Raw genomic sequence first — 15,447 nt, forward strand, 5'->3', positions numbered from 1 at the left:
GGCGCGGGCGGCGGCTGCTGGGGGCGGCGGCGGTTGGGGGCTGTGGCTCGGTCATCGTTGATTCGTTCCTGGGCACATTCTTGCGGTGGCTATCGAGCCGTTCTCAGCACAGAATGGCCGGTTATTGCGCCTTGAGATGGGTGGAGGGATTGCCTGGGTGCAGACGCTGCCGCGTATCGGCTGGCTGCTGGGCAATATCGAAGCGGCATCGCGGCAACAGGGCGACTATTGCCAGGGCCGGTGATAGGGTCCGAGGGTGGTCTGGGCACCCTCTGAGACCCGCCCCAGTGCGCTGGTCCATTCCGGTTTCGGGGTGAAGCCGCCCGGATTCTTCGCGAAGCTGTCGAGCGCCTCACGCCAGATCTTGGTGACCTGGGCGACATAGACCGGACTGCGCTGGCGACCCTCGATCTTGACCGCCTTGACGCCGGCGGCGGCCATCTGCGGGAGCAGCTCCATCGCATTGAGGCTGACCGCGTCCTCGATCGCGTGATAGGTCTGACCGTCGGTATTGAAGGTGCCCTTGCACAGGGTCGGGTAGCCGACGTTCTCACCCTTGGGGTGGCGTTGGATCAGCACGCCGCCGAGTCGGGTGTCGAGCTTGTCCTCGGTCTCGATCCACTCGACGTGGCTTGCCGGCGAGCAGGCGCCGAAGGTGTTCGGCGACCGGCCCGTCGCATACGAGGACAGGATGCAGCGGCCCTCGACCATCACGCAGAGGCTGCCGAAAGCGAATACCTCGATCTCGACCGGACTCTGGTCGATGACGTGCTGGACCTGGCTGATCGAGAGCACCCGTGGCAATACCGCGCGGCGGATGCCGAAGTGCTCGTGATAGAAGCGCAGCGCCTCGTAATTGGTCGCCGAGCCCTGCACCGAGAGATGCAGGCTGAGCCTAGGATGGGTCCGGCTCGCGTAGTCCAGCACGCCGAGATCGGCCGCGATCAGCGCGTCGACGCCGAGCTCGGCAGCGCGATCGACGGCCTGCTCGAAGCGGTCGAAGCCGTCCGGACGCGGATAGGTGTTGAGCGCGATGAAGACCCGCACACCCTTGCTGCGCGCATAGCGGATACCGTCGACCATCTTGTTCGGCGCAAAGTTGAGGCCGGCGAAGTGGCGCGCGTTGGTATCGTCGCGAAAGCCGATATAGACGGCATTGGCGCCGTTGTCGACTGCCGCCTTGAGGGCCGGAAGATTACCGGCGGGACAAACCAATTCCATCGTCTGAATCACTCATGGTTTGAGAATCTGGGGTTGAATCTGGGGTTGAATCTGGAACCGCTAGCGGCCGCGTCGTCGAGCCCGTCGCAGGCGGAGACTCGTCAGTGCTGCGCCGGCGATACTCCGGTCTGGCACCTGCCGCTTAGCACCTGGCGCCTAGCAAATGGGGGTTAGCGCCTGGCACCTGACTGCTGCCAGCCAAGAGGTGGCGCCTGGCTGCCGCTCCCCCCCCGGCCCCCCGGCGCTCGCCCGCTGTGACCTGCCAGGCTCTGGTGCCCCGTCCTCAGGCGACCTTGACCATCGGTTCTGGTGCACTGGATTGCTGCTGCTCGCGCACCCGGTCGCCCTGTCGTGTGCCGCGGCGCCGCAGCGCGCTCTCGATGCCGTTGAGTACGATCCACTTCTTCGAGCACCACTCGGGCGCGAGCAGGATGTCGCGCTGCGCCGTTCCGGTGACACGATGGTAGAGCACCTCCGCCGGTGTGCGCTCGATCAGGTCTGCTGCGGTCTCGATGTACTCCTCGAGTGCGAGCGGCTGGTAACCGCCGCGGCGCCACTGGTGCGCCAGCAGGGTGCGCTGGACCACATGCAGTGGATGCAGCTTCAGGCCATCGGTACCGAGCGCCAACACTCGATCGAGGGTCCCCAGGGCCGCGCACCGGTCTTCGCCCGGTAGGCCGATGATCAGATGGGTGCAGACCGGGATGCCGCGCAGTCGCGCTGCACGCACGGCGCGCCGATAGTCGGCGAAGCTATGGCCGCGGTTGACTCGCTCGAGCGTCGCGTCGAAGGCGGACTGAAGACCGAGCTCGAGCCAGACCTCATAGCCTTCGGAGCGGTAGCCGGCGAGCAGGTCGAGCACCGCATCAGGCACACAGTCCGGACGGGTACCGACCGAGAGCCCGATGACGTCAGGCTCATCGAGCGCCTCACGATAGAGCTGGCCGAGACGCGAGATATCGTCGTAGGTGTTGGTATAGGCCTGAAAATAGGCGAGGAAGCTTGTCGCCCCGGTGCGGCGGCGCACGACCTGACGCCCTGCCTCGATCTGTGCTGCAATGCTCGGCTCTGCAGGCAATGACGAGACCGACCCGTGGCCCGATGGCGAGCCCGAGCTGGCAGCGGCTTTGGGATTAAACGACACATTGTTGCAGAAACTGCAGCCGCCGCGCCCCTTCGAGCCGTCACGATTGGGGCAGGTGAAGCCAGCATGGATGGCCAGCTTGTGTACCCGGTGGCCGTAGCGACGAAGCAGATCGACGCCGAAGGTGTTGACCCGATCCGCTAGTACCATTCTCGTTGAGGACCTGTGTCGAGACTGCGCTAAGGAAATAGGAGACTTTGACAAAAGCCGCCGAGATTGACATTGATCACTGTCAAGCCATTGATGTGTGCAGGCTTTCGGTGTCGTCATCGGCCGGCTCAGGCAGCCGGTGCGCGCAGGATGAACGGCATCTCAGGGCTCCGCGAGCAACAGCGTGCGCAGCGCGGCCTGGGCGATGGCCGGGTCATCCAAGCGCTCGGGATCGGGCCAATCCGGGCCGCCGGCAGCGGCATAGGCATCGCGATAGCGCGCCAGCAGGTCTTCACGGCAGCCCAGGTGCGCCTCGGGCGCGGGCACCGCGCCGGCGCGGCGGGCCTTGATCAGCGCCACTGCATCCTCGCTCGGCATGCCTTCGACCCAGCTCAAGTAGGACCAGACCGTCAACGGTGCGCGCCCAAGGCCGGCGGTGCAGTGGACATAGGTCCGCTGACCTGCTGCCTGCATCGCTGCAAGCGCGCAGACGGCATTGACCAGATGCCGCCGCTGATCCTCGACGATGAAGTCGCGCATCGGACGGCGTGCTCGCTGCATGCCGAGGGCATCGGCGCGCGCCTGCAATGCCGCTTCGTCGATGCCCCAGTAGGCCATGCAGTCATCATGCTGAACGGACAGCACCGCGCTGCATCCCGCCTCGTGGTGGATGCGCTCGAGGTCGTCCGGTGTCATCGGGCAAGTGCCAACGACAATGCTCGGCGTGATCTCGGCCCAGTTCAGGCTCCAGCTCCACATTGTGGCGACCTCATTCCCGTTGTAACGGCGCTGGGGTCACCCCCAGCCACTTGGCTCGTTTTAGGCGATTTCTGTCAAAGCTCATACCGCCTTGCTGGTCTTTTCGCTCGCCTTCTTCGTCGCGCCGCCGGTCACATAGCCCGGCTATGCTCCCGGCGACGCTCCTCGAAGGCAAACGACAATCCTGCGCAATTCGGTACGAGCTTTTCCGGCAATCCCCTTAGCGCACGACGCGCGCCGTTCCGCGCGCATCGCGGAGCACCCGTACGCGATCGCCGGGTGCGAAAGATTCATCGGCGGCTTGGGTTACCGCAACCGTACGGCCGTTGTCGAGCTGCACCGTGATCTCGAGTCCGCGCTGGCGCGTGACCCCCTCTTCGACAGCCGAACCGGCAACGGCCCCTGCGATACCGCCACCAATGGTCGCCAGAGTGCGACCGGTACCGGCGCCGACCTCATTGCCTAGCAGGCCGCCGATCGCGCCGCCGGCGAGCGTACCGGCACCGCTCTTGGTCCCTTCGATCCGCACCGAGCGCACGCTTTGCACCGTGCCGTATTGGACGTCCTGCGCGCTGCGAGCCTGATCCCGAGTGTACGAGGAGGCCGACATGCTGGCAGGGCAGCCGCTAAGCAGTGACAGGGTCGTCACGCTCGTAAGGATGACCAGGACAAGGGATGCATATCGTTTCATTGGCTCAGGTTCCTCATGTCGATCGGCTTAGAAGCGCTAGCAAAACGCCCGCTTGACTTGCGCAAATGTCTGATTTCGAAGCCGCAGCAGTCATGCTGTTAGGGTTTCTTAGGATGATCTCGGGGCCAGCGTGACCGAGGTCGTTGCGGTGCAGTGCATCGGGGTCATCGATTATAGAGTCGGTCCGGATCGACGATCGGTTCCGTGATGACCTCGACGCGCTCGTCCCGAATCGCGTTATAGAAGCAGCTCTTGCGGCCGGTATGGCAGGCGGGGCCGGTCTGATCCACCAGCAGCAGCAGGGTGTCCCCGTCGCAGTCCAGGCGCGCCTCTTTCAGGTGTTGGACCTGACCGGATGACTCGCCCTTGCGCCAAAACGCCTGCCGCGAGCGCGACCAGTAACAGACCCGGCGGGTGGCCAGGGTTTCGGTCAGCGCGTCGCGGTTCATCCAGGCCATCATCAGCACCTCCCCGGTATCGTGCTGCTGCGCGATCGCCGGGATGAGTCCGTCGCTGTTGAGCTTCAAGCTCGCCAGCACCTGCGCCCAGGGCAGGCCCTCGCCGAGCTGTGCACGCTCGTTTTGGCCGATGAGATGGTCACTGCTCATTAACTGGGGCTCCTGACTCGGTTTAGACTTGGTGCGAGAGCCTAGCAGAGGTCGCGGTGGTGCGGTGCCGTTTCGCAGGCCTCGGGTCTCACGGGCCCCTGAAGATGCCCCTGAGTAGGCCCCGGAATAGGCCCCGGGATATGGCCCCTGAATCCAGCCGAGGCGCGACTGCATCATCTCCAGCCTGCTCATCACCGATGCCAACCGTGTCAACGAGGATCGCCGCTTCGAGGCCGACCTGCTGAGTGACGGGGCCTGCTGGTGGCGACCCTCTCGATTAGCAAAGACTGAAATACGGTTCCTTTATTGCCTGGCGTCATTCACCGGTCAGGGTGAGCGCGCTTAAGGTGGAAGTCGGCCCCGGTTCGCTGGTCTCCTCAAGTCTAGAGGCGCCCCATCATGCTTCTCAGTCCGCTGTCTGATCCCCGTTCAGGATTCTCCTGCTTGGCCTACGGCCAGTGCGGCACCGCGCTGCGCCGGCTGTTGCTGCTGGTCTTGCTCGCGCTGACGGCGTCAGCGTTCGCGCTGTCCACAGCCGCGGCCTACGGCGCCGCCGTCCAGACCGCCAAGAAGTCAGGATTGCTCAAGGAAGACAGCCGGGACTGTATGCGCTGCCACTGGATGGAGACCATGGCCTACCGCGACCGCGAGACCGGCAAGATCGTCAACTTGTCGATCGATCGTGACGCTTATCGCCATTCCGTGCACCATGAGCTGGCTTGCAGTGATTGCCATGACCGCGGCTATTCTCACTACCCACATCGGACCAGCAGTGCCGACGAGGCGCTGCAGTGCGTCGAGTGCCACGAAGAGCGTGAGGACGACGGCGCACCGAATCTGGTCGGGCTCCATCACGAGTACGAGAAGAGCGTCCATGTGACCGAGGACGTCGAAGACTTCTCCTGCTTCTCCTGCCACAACCCGCATACCTTCCATCCGGTCAATGCTGGCGAGTCCATCGCACAGGTGGTGACCGAGACCAACGGGACCTGTCTCGACTGCCATACGGAGCTGTTGACGCCGGTGCCAAAAGGGCACGAGTGGCTGCCAAGGCCGCAGGCGCACTGGGGGGCCGTCCGTTGCCTGGATTGTCATACCCCGCTCGAGGGCCGCATCCTAGAGCGCCCGTCGCACAACGTCTTGGCGGCCGAGGACAGCAACCAGCTCTGCGTCGAGTGTCACAGCAAAGGGTCGGCGCTGTTGAGTCAGCTCTACAACTATCGCACCGAGCAGGCGCGTGACGAGAAGGGTTTCTTCGCGCAGGCGATCTACAACGATGCCTATATCGTCGGCATGACCCGCAACCCCTGGATGGACTGGATCGGTCTTGGCGTGATCCTGCTGATGATCCTCGGCGTCGCCGCGCACGGCTATGCCCGCTACCGTTTCCACCGCGAGCAGGAGACCTCGAAATGACCGCGCTCTATCTGTATCCGCTCTGGCTGCGGCTCTGGCATTGGCTGAACGCGCTGATCTTCGTGACGCTGCTGGTCACCGGGGTCAGCATGCATTTCACGCTGAACTGGCTGATCCCGTTCGATGTCGCGGTGCCGATCCACAATACGGCCGGTGTCCTGCTCACCGGGTCATGGCTCCTGTTCGTGATCGGAAACCTTTGGGGTGGCAATGGTAAGCACTACCTGATCAATCTCCGCACCCTGCCGAAGGACCTGATCGCGCAGACGCGTTATTACCTCCACGGTATCTTCGTCGGCGCGCCGCATCCGTTCCATGTCAGCGCCGAGCACAAGCTCAACGCCCTGCAGACCCTGAGCTACGTTGGCGTCATGTACGGTCTGATGCCCGTGCTGATCCTCAGCGGTTGGGCGTTCCTGTTCTCGACCTCGCTGCCGGAGACCCTGTTCGGTATCGGTACCGTCTGGATCATTGCGATCGTCCATCTGGTCGTGGCCTGGATGTTGGCGCTGTTCCTGATCGTCCATAGCTACATCATCACCACCGGGGAGACGCCGACGACCAATCTCAAGGCGATGGTCACCGGCTGGCACAAGGAGCAGTCGAGCGGGTGAGGCTGCCGCGCCCCAAACCTGCAACCAGCTGGGGACCAGCCGCGAGCCCATAGCGGTTGCAAAACCGCGTTGCTGCAACAACAGCGCGACCGCCCTGTCCAATCTCACTGTGGCCCGTAACGCGTTTCTCTCGAGAGCCAAGTCCATGAACATCCGCTCCCTCTTCGCAACCAAGACCCGACGCCGTGTCGCGATCGTGCTCGCCGTGCTGTTGCTGCCGGCGGTGCTCTACAAGGTGGTCTATCCGGTCTTCTTCGATCTCTACACCGGGGTCGAGAACGCCCCGCTGACCTACGATACCCGAGAGCTGAGCGAGGCCGAGTTCGAGCAACTGGCGCTCGAGCTGACCGAGGCGAAGCGTCGCGAGCGGGCCGAAGCCGTCGTGACCGAGGAGGACGATTCGTTCGCGCGTGAGGTCAAGATCGATATCCTGATGAACACCCCATCGTTCATCGAAGAGGGCGGCTATCCGCATATCGAATACTTTCGCGAGGCCGGCATCCGCGAGTACGAAGGTCCCAAGACCTGCCTCGAGTGCCATGCGACGATCGATATCACCCATGAGGACGGGACGGTGGAGACCGTCGATACGCTTGAGGACATCGTCAACACGGTGCATTTCAAGTTCCAGACCGCCGCTGGCGGCGCCTTCTCGACCTACGGCTATGACGGCCGTCAGGTCAATGCCGAGGGCGCGCGCAAGATCCCGGTCGGCAAGATCAACCGCGCCTGCGGCATTCCGGGCAGCTTCTCCTGGACTGGCTGGGCGGCATTGGTCGCGAGCCGTCCCGAGCATGGTCTCGACGAGGCGGCTGAGCGCTCACCGGTCGAAGCCGATCCGGCGACGGTCGAGGGCATCTCGCTCGCACTGAACGATCCGGGCAAGACCGGCCATGGTGATGGAGAAGGGTTGTCGGACGGCGTTGTACTGCGCAGTGAAGGCTGCGGGCAGTGTCATATCGGCGGCAATTATCACCCGGCGACCGAGAAGATGATGCCGGTCGGTGACGTGCCGAAAGAGGCAAAGGAGGGCATCGACTGCCTGATCTGCCATGCCGCCGAGTACGACATGAATCAGCGCTATGTGATCCAGGACAAGCACGGTCTGCGCTGGAATCAGGATCGCAGCATGCGCTCGGCCTTGACGGTCGGGCGGGCCTCGAACGAGAACTGCTTGAACTGCCATCAGCACAACATGGGCGGTGACGCCTACATCCATAACGTCGCCGCCAAGCATCTGGGCGATAAGCATCAGCGCCTGCTGCACACCGGCGCCAAGCGGGGTAATCCGTTCAGTCCGCAGTCTGACGCGCATGCGGCCGCCGGTATCAAGTGTACCGACTGCCATGTGCCCGAGGGGCACAAGATCCCACGCGGCCGCAAGGGTGTCGACCTGGTCGCGAGCGATCTGCCGCACAAAGAGGTCAGCTGCGAGAGCTGCCATTCTCAGGCGCCGCACAACGTCTCGGAGCACCGGGCGCTGCTCAACGGCCATGTCGCCCGGCTCGCCTGCGAGACTTGCCATATCACGGAGCTGCAGCCGAACAACGTGGTGCTGCGCGATTGGGTGCACCCCACCTGGAACGCCGAAGAAGGGATCTGGGAACCAACTGACGTGTTCCGCTCCGGCAAGCCCGGCGAGGGGCTGATGTACCTCTGGTTCAACGGCAATGGCACCTTCCTGGCCAATGCGCTCGGCAGCAACCCGGAAGGCGACGGCAGCTACAACCCGCTGATGGAGCAGATTGCCCGGATCGATAATCCGGACGTGATCGCTGCAGTGCGTGAGAAGGCCCGCGAACTCAAGAAACAGTATCCGGATATCGATATCGATCGCTACGTCGAGATGGCGACCGATCCGCTCTCTCAGTTGTCACCGGAGATGCTAGAGAAGCGCCGCAAGATGGTCGCCGAGAATCTGAAGGCCGCGATGGAGGAGGGCGAGAGCCGGATCTATCCGTTCAAGCCGTTCAACGCGATGATGTTTGAGGATATGAACAACCAGGGACCGTTCGGCGCGATGATCCTGCCGTTCGACTATGCCACCTACTACGAGACCGGCGATTCGCGCGCGGCGGTGGTCAAGGCGATCCAGGACCCGATTGTCCGGCGCATGTACCAAGAGCCCTTCAAGCTCTACATGATGGACGAGTTCATGGCCTACTTCGGCGTCGATGGCTGGAAGACCCTCTATCCGCTCACCGACGACAACAAGCTGGGGCCGCAGGTCGAGCCGCATTGGATGCGCCAGATGGGCACGCTGATGGTCAATCACGGCATCCAGCGGGAAGGGCATGACTGCAAAGCCTGCCACCAGCCCGATGGCCTGCTCGACTATGAGGCGCTCGGCTACACGCCGGAGCGCATCGCTGAATTGACCTCGAACGAGATCATCGACGAGATCGAGCCCTGAATCTGCGGCATCTCGACCGGGCGAGTTTGGGTCCAGCGGCGAGGGCTGCCGGTTGATGATCCAGCACGGTGTGGTGTGGCGCGTGTGTCGGCAACAGTCGCCGAGGCCGTAGGAGCCCGCTTGCGGGCGATGATGCCTGTTCATACCCACCGGGCATCCCAATGCGGATAATCGCGAACCGACTGCACCAACCCGTGGATCGAGACGTCACGCGCAAAACCAGTCGCGATAGATCGGCCTCCTTCAATGCTACAGCCAGTGCAGATGATCGGGCATGACGACAAACGCCCAGGTTGTCGACCAATCCAAGGCGCCGGCAGCGCGAAGCTCATCGATCAAGAGACGGGCACACCAGAGGTTACGGAATACTGGCTGTCTCCGTTGCGCCACAGACGTGATCCGGTAGACCCACCCGGTCTCCGACCAGCGCCCCCTGCGCAGATCACCCCCGTGTGGTCGGCTCGGGGGTCATCGACCTCGGTGAAGCTCAGCGCAGCTGTCCAATCGCCACGTTCTGGGCTCGACTCCCGTCAGCTCGCAGCTCGAGAGCAGGGCTCTTGGATGCGACGAAAGCCAGCGGCTGGTCAAGGCTGAATGGATAGAGAACTGCTGATGATTCGAGCGTGGCCACGGACATGGCCTTGCCGGTGTAACGGAGCGCTGCCTCGATAAGCCAGGCGATCAGGCCGTCGTGCGAGACGTTCATGGGCGGCCTTCGGATGATGCGCCGGCCTTTGCCGACGCGCTCAAGGGCGCCCCAGTCGGCTTGGCTCTGTATGACGCGGTTGGCGGCGCGATAGGCGGTTTCTCGCTCTCCATAGGTCTCGGCCATGCGGCGATGAACCTCCTTGGATGCGCAGTCGCCCTGGATGGATGTGAGACGTCCGGTCAGCTCGGCGACTTTCCCGAAGAAGGGGTAGGCCGAGATCGCCATGCCCCAGCACAGGGCCGGCACTGCCGACGCCTCGACTTCCCCCAGGAGCTCGGCGCCACGATCCGCGAACGGCCTCAGATCGCCGCGGGGCGCGAGCCCGGTGACATGCTCGCGGATCTGTACCCACTGATCCATTGCCAGCCCGTCGAACACGAGAAACGCCACCTTCGCATCGAAGGCACCGCGCCGCATGGCCAGAAAGCGCGGGACCTGGTGCAGCATCGCCGGCGCTGCCGCGGCGGGCAGCGGCGGTAGTGGAGCCGAAGCAGCTCCCGCCACAGGTCCACGTTGTCCGAGATCAGATGCGGCCCGAGCTGGAAGATGTGAGTCAGGATGAAGTCCTTGGTCGCGGCCCCGCCCCAACTCTGATCAGGCGATTGAGAGGCATGCTTGGCATGCGCCTCGAATAGCGCCTCCCTGTACTCGGCGCCGAGTCGGTGGACCACGCCATAGCTTAAGAGAGGAAACAGATTCGCCAGGCTGAGTCGGACCAGGCGAGCCTGGCGCACGTAGTCCCACGGCAGGTCGCCCGGCCCCGAGGATTTGGGATGGAGCACCAGCGCTTTTGCCGAACCGGGGGCCGGCCCAGGCTCGCCTTGGTCCCAAGCCCGTCTCCAGCGTGCTTCGTAGTCAACCCGGAAGGCGATCGCATCCTCGAACGGTAGGACCTCGAAGCCACGGCCGCGCAGCTCGGACAGGATGTGCTCGTCCAGCAAGACATCGTCCGGGTCCGCGGCGATCCAGAACCGCGCCAGGTCCGGCGGAAACTCCCCGAGGATGCGCTCGCTCCAGAGGCTCATAATGCTCTTCTCGCGGCGTCGGATTCCGAGGCAAAGCCAGGTCCAACGCGAAGCATCGCGATGGCGTTAAGGAGCGTCGCGCGAAGCGACGCGGTGCTCGATGTCACCCGGCGTTGCATCCGGACGAGGCGATCTCCCGTGTCGCCCATTCGGTCAAGGTCTCTACCAAGCTGGACGTCGCGACCATGTCGATCAGGGCTGCCGGGCAGGTGTCGTAGCGAAAGCGGACGGCGAAGTTGTTGAGGATGCGCAGCGCATTCCGGTCCGCTGGGGCTGGGACGCCGTGGGCGTCACAAAGGGCCGCGAGCGCGGCAAGATCATGGGTACGCTCGAAAACGACGCCATGCATCACGAGCACGGCCTTGATGAGCTTCTCGCAGGCTTGCTGGGCATGAAATCCCATGACTTCTTCCGGCGCTTGGCCCGAATCGCGCAACAGCCGAAGGGTCAACCGATCGCGCAGCGCCGCATCAAACAGCGCTCGCGCTTGGGCGCTATGGCTGCTCATAGAGCACCTTGCCTTCCCTGGATGCCCAATAGACCGGGGTTGTCCACCAGTCGCGCTTCTGTTCGAACTCCGCCTCGGTAAACAGCAGCAGGTCAACCCCGATACCGAGCCCGTCCACGGTTTGATGCAGGCGCAGATACTCCTCGTTGTAGTCGGGAATCTCCCGCTCGATCACCATCAGATCCAGATCGGACCCCGCGTCGGCATCCCCCCGCGCGTAAGAGCCGAATAGGATTACCTTCAGTGGGGTATGCGCGGCAGCTGCCAGCCCAACAGCCGCCTCGCGGATTGCGGTTTCGTCCAGCATGGGCGCGTCTCTTAGTTGTGCTTCCGAGGATTGGCCAGGTGCACGTCGGGCAGCTCGAAGTTGGTGTCGATCAGCCAAGTCACAGGTCGATCTCGCGGGTCAGGCTCTTGTCACGCGGGAACTCGACGTCATCGGCACCGTAGAGGGGCGAGCTGCGAACCAGTTCGACAAAGGATTGCCGCGGCTTGATCAACGCGTCGTAGTCGGCGCGGGAGAGGATTACCACAGCGGGCTCACCGTGCACGATGATCTCTTGGGGCTCGTGCCCGGCTGCGAGCCGCACGAGCTCGCTCAGGTTTTCCTTGGCGTCTTGCAGTGTCCACTGTCTCATGTTGCACTCTCTGCAGAAGCTTATCGGTCTGGTTGATGTCCATGTGAGCGGTCGTCCGCGGCGCCGCGGTTCGGGGCGTACTCACCTGACGTTTCCCGCCGAGCTTTGTTGCGCCTATCGGCGGCGGCATAGAACACGCATAGAACGCGTATAGAACGCGCATAGGATGCCTGACGTTTCCCGCCGAGCCATATTGCGTCTATCGGCGACCGCATAGAACGCGCATAGGATGCGGCGAATGGCTTCAGACTGGCACCCCCCAATCGCTGCGCCAATCTCTGAGAGAAATGGAGCATCAATGGCCTCGCGCAGGCGCCGATCTCGATGCGGTGCTTGAACTGCTTGACCAGGATCGGGTCGTGGGTGCGGTAGTCCGCATGGACAAAGGCGTTCAGCAAGGCCTCGCGTAGCGCGATATTCGGATAGGTGCGGCTCTCAAAGCGGAAGAGTCCCTGCGGGACCGTGGTGTTGGGATTATCCACCATAATCCGGTCGAGCAGACGTTCCAGCGCGATCATGATGCACCTCTCGCGGCGCCGGATTCCGAGGCAAAGCCAGGTCCAACGCGAAGCATCATGATCGCGTTGAGGTCCGGGAGGCTGGTCTCTGCGGCATTGAGGGTAGCCATCCGCTCCTTGTGCTCCTGCTCGAGACGCCGGCGGCGGTAGGCTCGCACGGCTGGCAGACCGATGCGGCCAATCGCCTGATCTCGGGCCTCGAAGGCGTAACGGGCACGTTCGCGAGCCTCATGGAGGCGCGTGCGGTGCAGCTCCATCAGCTCCTGGATGTGCTGCTCGCCTTGGCCGGTCGCCGCGGTGAGCGACTGGTCCCAATGCGGCGAGTCGGCTGGGGCTAGGGCCTCCACCAACTCCAGGCGCTCCGTGAGCAGGAGATCCCAGATGCGCCGGGCGGTGGGCAGGAAGGCCCGCCCGTTATCGTTGACGAAGATGGGCAGGAAGCGCTTGCGGTTGAAGGCGTCCGCGGACAGTGAGATCTCCCACAGGGACCAGACGCCGGTGACCGTCTCCGGCAGCCCAGCGATCCGCACCCGCGGAATCGGCTGTCCCGCGACACAGCGCGGCAGTTTGGCCCCCTGTCCACACAGGAGCGCGCGGGCGTGCGCGTCCTCCAGGGTGATCCATTCCAGTTCCGGCCGGGCTTCGGCAGTCCGGGCGTCGAACCAGGCCCGCGCCGACTCGCTGCCGTCCAGCCAGCGGATGCGCCAGTGATCTCCCTCCTGGACCGCCTCGCCGCCGCGGACGGGGAGACCGGTGGTAATCGTGCGCTCCAGCCAGAACTGCGCCGGATGATCCGGCCACTGCCGTGCCTCCTCCGCGGAGAACCGTTGCCCTTCTGACGTCCCCTCGGTGATCAGATCGCTGCCTTGGCGCGACTCCGCGACCTTCTCCCGGATCTGCGTTACCACCGCATCGCACTGCTGGTCGACGGATTCCGGGTCCGTGATCCCTTTGACGAACAACTCGTCGAACCAGGGCTCCGCCTCCACCGAGTCCATCACGTCCGCGGCCTTGTCCACGCCGAACTCCTTGGCGATCACCGTGAGCTTCTCCTCCAGGACCTGACGCACCCGGTACTCCACGGTCTCTTCGAGCACGAAGTTGGTCGCCCGGACCACATGCTGCTGGCCGATGCGGTCGACGCGGCCGATCCGCTGCTCCCGATCGGGATCAGGGCGCATCGGGTTCCAAGGCATGTCGAAGTTGACCACGACGTGGCAGAACTGGAGGTTGAGGCTCTCGCCGCCGGCGTCGGTCGAGATCAGGATCTGCGCGTCCTGCGAGAAGGCCACCTGGGCCTGCGTTCGGGCATCCAGATCCATGCTGCCGTTGAGCAGGGCGATGGTGAAGCCACGTCCATCGAGATAGTCCGCCAACATGCGTTGCGTCGGCACGAACTCGGTGAAGACCAGCACCTTGATGGTGGGATCAGACTCGGCTTGCTGCAGCCCATAGATCAGCTCCAGCAGGGCCTCGGCCTTGGCGTCGGTGCCGGCGGCTTCGGTCTCGCGCGCCAAGTCGAGCAGCATCTCGACCTCGGACTTCTCGCGTGCCAGGCCGTCCAGGGTCTCGACGGCAGTCTGCACCGCCATGTCTGCCCGAGATTGGCCGTCCAGCTCTGCCCACTGCTCCGGATCTGTCTCATCCTCGAAGAGCGATAGCGATGCCCCCTGTGCAACTGGCTGCGAAGGGGCGTTCAGCGCCTCCAGCCGCATCGAAAGCGTCGCGCGAACCGCCGCCGTGCTTGATGTCACCAGGCGCTGCATCAGGATCATCAGAAACCCGATATGCCGCTGCTGGGCGGCCATGGCCTGTTTGTAGCCATGGCGCACGTAATCGGTCACCGCCTCATAGAGACGCTGCTGGGCGGCGTGCCGCGCTTGCCAGGTCACCGCCTGAAGCCGCGTCATCCTTGGCTTGAACAGTGGCTTCCCCTCGGCATCAATGGCCTCGCGCTTCTCGGTGCGGATCACAAACGGCCGCACGCGATCGCGGGTGATACTGCCCTCGTCTGGGAATGCCTCCCGATCCAGCAGTTGGATCAAGCGCAGGAAATGGTCCGTGTTGCCCTGGTGGGGCGTGGCAGAGAGCAGCAGCAGATACGGAGCCGCCTCGGCCAGCGCGGCGCCGAGCTTGTAACGCGCCACCTGCTCACTACTGCCGCCGAGGCGATGGGATTCGTCTACGATGACCAGGTCCCAGGATGCGGCGACCAAGTCCTCGAAGCGCTCCCGGTTGTAGGTCGCCAACCGCTCCAGGCTCCAGCCTCGGCGGCCTTCCAGCGGACAAGACCTAAGTCGATGGAGCAGATGACCTGATCGTGCATCAACCAGAGATTGTCATCCCGCTCCCCGGTACCGGATCGGTCTCCCGGCACGGCCGACGAGACGAAGGAGCGGAGCGCGGCGAGCTCGGCCGGTTCGATCAACCGGAACGACTCGCCGAAGTGCAGGCGCATCTCCGCCTGCCATTGACGCACCAGGCTCTTTGGTGCCACCACCAGCACGCGCCGCACCATCCCGCGCAGCTTCAGCTCGCGCAGGATCAGCCCGGCCTCGATGGTCTTTCCGAGGCCAACCTCGTCCGCCAGCAGATAGCGGATGCGTCCCCTGGAACTTGCTCCCGATAGGGCCTTGTTCAGGGCATGCAACTGGTGGGGCAGGGGCATGACGCTCGACTGGATCGGCGCCAGCAGCAGGTTGTCTTCCAGCGCATCCAGCAGCTTGGCGGCTGCCGCCGTGTGCAGGATCTCGTTCTCGGTCGGTTCGAGGCTGGCCAGCGGCGCCAGGTCCGACTCCCTGGCGCGAATGATGGCGTCCTTGGTCGGCAGCCAGACCCGAAACACCGTCTCGTTCCAGATCGACTGCCGGTCGATGATCCGGCACGGTGTCGTGTGGCGAGTGTGCCGGCACCAGTCGCCGACGTTGAGTGCCTCGCTCATGTTTCTGACCGATCTGCCGTTGCGTGGCAGGCCGCGGAGCAGAGATCAGCGCAACAGTCCGGCGACTTGGGGGGCAACTTGTGGGGCCACAT

Annotated in this window: 17 protein-coding genes; 4 read left to right on the plus strand and 13 right to left on the minus strand. The window is 64.0% G+C overall.

Going from position 1 to position 15,447, the window contains the following annotated elements:
* The first annotated feature begins 85 nt into the window (after nt 1–85).
* Nucleotides 86–244, plus strand: coding sequence for a hypothetical protein (locus CKO40_RS16710; RefSeq protein WP_200347590.1), 159 nt, complete (start codon nt 86–88; stop codon nt 242–244).
* Here CKO40_RS16710 and ubiU read toward each other — a convergent pair.
* The 5 genes from ubiU to hisI all read right to left on the minus strand — a co-directional run bounded on the left by ubiU (nt 226) and on the right by hisI (nt 4,573).
* Nucleotides 226–1,221: a ubiquinone anaerobic biosynthesis protein UbiU gene (ubiU, locus tag CKO40_RS16715; RefSeq protein ID WP_200347591.1), complete on the minus strand. Its 996-nt coding sequence runs from the start codon at nt 1,219–1,221 to the stop codon at nt 226–228. The two genes, CKO40_RS16710 and ubiU, sit on opposite strands and share 19 nt — an antisense overlap.
* Before the next feature lie 283 nt (nt 1,222–1,504).
* Entirely contained in the window at nt 1,505–2,515 is a 1,011-nt protein-coding gene (gene mnmL, locus CKO40_RS16720; RefSeq protein WP_200347592.1) for a tRNA modification radical SAM protein MnmL/YtqA, read from the minus strand.
* Nucleotides 2,516–2,677: 162 nt separating this feature from the next.
* Nucleotides 2,678–3,274, minus strand: coding sequence for a dual specificity protein phosphatase family protein (locus CKO40_RS16725; RefSeq protein WP_200347593.1), 597 nt, complete (start codon nt 3,272–3,274; stop codon nt 2,678–2,680).
* 220 nt (nt 3,275–3,494) lie between these two features.
* Nucleotides 3,495–3,965 carry an outer membrane lipoprotein gene (locus CKO40_RS16730; protein WP_200347594.1) on the minus strand — a complete coding sequence of 157 codons (471 nt, stop codon included), beginning with the start codon at nt 3,963–3,965 and terminating at the stop codon, nt 3,495–3,497.
* Nucleotides 3,966–4,129: 164 nt separating this feature from the next.
* Nucleotides 4,130–4,573, minus strand: a complete 444-nt coding sequence (gene hisI, locus CKO40_RS16735; protein WP_200347595.1) for a phosphoribosyl-AMP cyclohydrolase — start codon at nt 4,571–4,573, stop codon at nt 4,130–4,132.
* 444 nt (nt 4,574–5,017) lie between these two features.
* Here hisI and CKO40_RS16740 point away from each other — a divergent pair, with 444 nt between their 5' ends.
* The 3 genes from CKO40_RS16740 (at nt 5,018) to CKO40_RS16750 (ending at nt 9,016) form a co-directional block, all read left to right on the plus strand.
* Nucleotides 5,018–5,989 (plus strand): cytochrome c3 family protein, encoded by a 972-nt coding sequence (locus tag CKO40_RS16740; protein ID WP_207173687.1) that lies wholly within the window; start codon nt 5,018–5,020, stop codon nt 5,987–5,989.
* On the plus strand, nt 5,986–6,603 hold the full coding sequence (locus CKO40_RS16745) for a cytochrome b/b6 domain-containing protein (RefSeq protein WP_200347597.1): 618 nt from the start codon (nt 5,986–5,988) through the stop codon (nt 6,601–6,603). Before CKO40_RS16740 ends, CKO40_RS16745 begins: the two co-directional genes overlap by 4 nt.
* A 145-nt stretch (nt 6,604–6,748) precedes the next feature.
* Complete coding sequence (locus tag CKO40_RS16750; RefSeq protein WP_200347598.1) at nt 6,749–9,016, plus strand: multiheme c-type cytochrome; 2,268 nt, start codon at nt 6,749–6,751, stop codon at nt 9,014–9,016.
* A 487-nt stretch (nt 9,017–9,503) separates the two neighbouring features.
* On the opposite strand, the gene CKO40_RS16755 is transcribed toward CKO40_RS16750, so the two are convergent.
* The 8 genes from CKO40_RS16755 to CKO40_RS25205 all read right to left on the minus strand — a co-directional run bounded on the left by CKO40_RS16755 (nt 9,504) and on the right by CKO40_RS25205 (nt 15,355).
* On the minus strand, nt 9,504–9,950 hold the full coding sequence (locus tag CKO40_RS16755; RefSeq protein ID WP_200347599.1) for a hypothetical protein: 447 nt from the start codon (nt 9,948–9,950) through the stop codon (nt 9,504–9,506).
* A 74-nt stretch (nt 9,951–10,024) separates the two neighbouring features.
* Nucleotides 10,025–10,750 carry a hypothetical protein gene (locus CKO40_RS16760; RefSeq protein WP_200347600.1) on the minus strand — a complete coding sequence of 242 codons (726 nt, stop codon included), beginning with the start codon at nt 10,748–10,750 and terminating at the stop codon, nt 10,025–10,027.
* Between the two features lie 103 nt (nt 10,751–10,853).
* Complete coding sequence (locus CKO40_RS16765; RefSeq protein ID WP_200347601.1) at nt 10,854–11,258, minus strand: HEPN domain-containing protein; 405 nt, start codon at nt 11,256–11,258, stop codon at nt 10,854–10,856.
* Nucleotides 11,245–11,565, minus strand: a complete 321-nt coding sequence (locus tag CKO40_RS16770; protein WP_200347602.1) for a nucleotidyltransferase domain-containing protein — start codon at nt 11,563–11,565, stop codon at nt 11,245–11,247. Before CKO40_RS16770 ends, CKO40_RS16765 begins: the two co-directional genes overlap by 14 nt.
* A 79-nt stretch (nt 11,566–11,644) precedes the next feature.
* On the minus strand, nt 11,645–11,896 hold the full coding sequence (locus CKO40_RS16775) for a type II toxin-antitoxin system Phd/YefM family antitoxin (RefSeq protein ID WP_200347603.1): 252 nt from the start codon (nt 11,894–11,896) through the stop codon (nt 11,645–11,647).
* A 20-nt stretch (nt 11,897–11,916) separates the two neighbouring features.
* Nucleotides 11,917–12,414 carry a hypothetical protein gene (locus CKO40_RS16780; protein WP_200347604.1) on the minus strand — a complete coding sequence of 166 codons (498 nt, stop codon included), beginning with the start codon at nt 12,412–12,414 and terminating at the stop codon, nt 11,917–11,919.
* On the minus strand, nt 12,411–14,663 hold the full coding sequence (locus CKO40_RS16785; RefSeq protein ID WP_242477135.1) for a DEAD/DEAH box helicase: 2,253 nt from the start codon (nt 14,661–14,663) through the stop codon (nt 12,411–12,413). Before CKO40_RS16785 ends, CKO40_RS16780 begins: the two co-directional genes overlap by 4 nt.
* Nucleotides 14,597–15,355 (minus strand): SNF2-related protein, encoded by a 759-nt coding sequence (locus CKO40_RS25205; RefSeq protein WP_242477136.1) that lies wholly within the window; start codon nt 15,353–15,355, stop codon nt 14,597–14,599. Before CKO40_RS25205 ends, CKO40_RS16785 begins: the two co-directional genes overlap by 67 nt.
* Nucleotides 15,356–15,447: the final 92 nt, after the last annotated feature.

Source organism: Halochromatium glycolicum (assembly GCF_016584085.1).
Classification (GTDB): domain Bacteria; phylum Pseudomonadota; class Gammaproteobacteria; order Chromatiales; family Chromatiaceae; genus Lamprobacter; species Lamprobacter glycolicus.

Bases quoted from the DNA above. Each gene is read 5' to 3' on its own strand.
- ubiU (WP_200347591.1), bottom strand. From the start codon at position 1,221: ATGGAATTGGTTTGTCCCGCCGGTAATCTTCCGGCCCTCAAGGCGGCA.
- mnmL (WP_200347592.1), bottom strand. From the start codon at position 2,515: ATGGTACTAGCGGATCGGGTCAACACCTTCGGCGTCGATCTGCTTCGT.
- CKO40_RS16725 (WP_200347593.1), bottom strand. From the start codon at position 3,274: ATGTGGAGCTGGAGCCTGAACTGGGCCGAGATCACGCCGAGCATTGTC.
- CKO40_RS16730 (WP_200347594.1), bottom strand. From the start codon at position 3,965: ATGAAACGATATGCATCCCTTGTCCTGGTCATCCTTACGAGCGTGACG.
- hisI (WP_200347595.1), bottom strand. From the start codon at position 4,573: ATGAGCAGTGACCATCTCATCGGCCAAAACGAGCGTGCACAGCTCGGC.
- CKO40_RS16745 (WP_200347597.1), top strand. From the start codon at position 5,986: ATGACCGCGCTCTATCTGTATCCGCTCTGGCTGCGGCTCTGGCATTGG.
- CKO40_RS16750 (WP_200347598.1), top strand. From the start codon at position 6,749: ATGAACATCCGCTCCCTCTTCGCAACCAAGACCCGACGCCGTGTCGCG.
- CKO40_RS16755 (WP_200347599.1), bottom strand. From the start codon at position 9,950: ATGGCGATCTCGGCCTACCCCTTCTTCGGGAAAGTCGCCGAGCTGACC.
- CKO40_RS16760 (WP_200347600.1), bottom strand. From the start codon at position 10,750: ATGAGCCTCTGGAGCGAGCGCATCCTCGGGGAGTTTCCGCCGGACCTG.
- CKO40_RS16765 (WP_200347601.1), bottom strand. From the start codon at position 11,258: ATGAGCAGCCATAGCGCCCAAGCGCGAGCGCTGTTTGATGCGGCGCTG.
- CKO40_RS16770 (WP_200347602.1), bottom strand. From the start codon at position 11,565: ATGCTGGACGAAACCGCAATCCGCGAGGCGGCTGTTGGGCTGGCAGCT.
- CKO40_RS16775 (WP_200347603.1), bottom strand. From the start codon at position 11,896: ATGAGACAGTGGACACTGCAAGACGCCAAGGAAAACCTGAGCGAGCTC.
- CKO40_RS16780 (WP_200347604.1), bottom strand. From the start codon at position 12,414: ATGATCGCGCTGGAACGTCTGCTCGACCGGATTATGGTGGATAATCCC.
- CKO40_RS25205 (WP_242477136.1), bottom strand. From the start codon at position 15,355: ATGAGCGAGGCACTCAACGTCGGCGACTGGTGCCGGCACACTCGCCAC.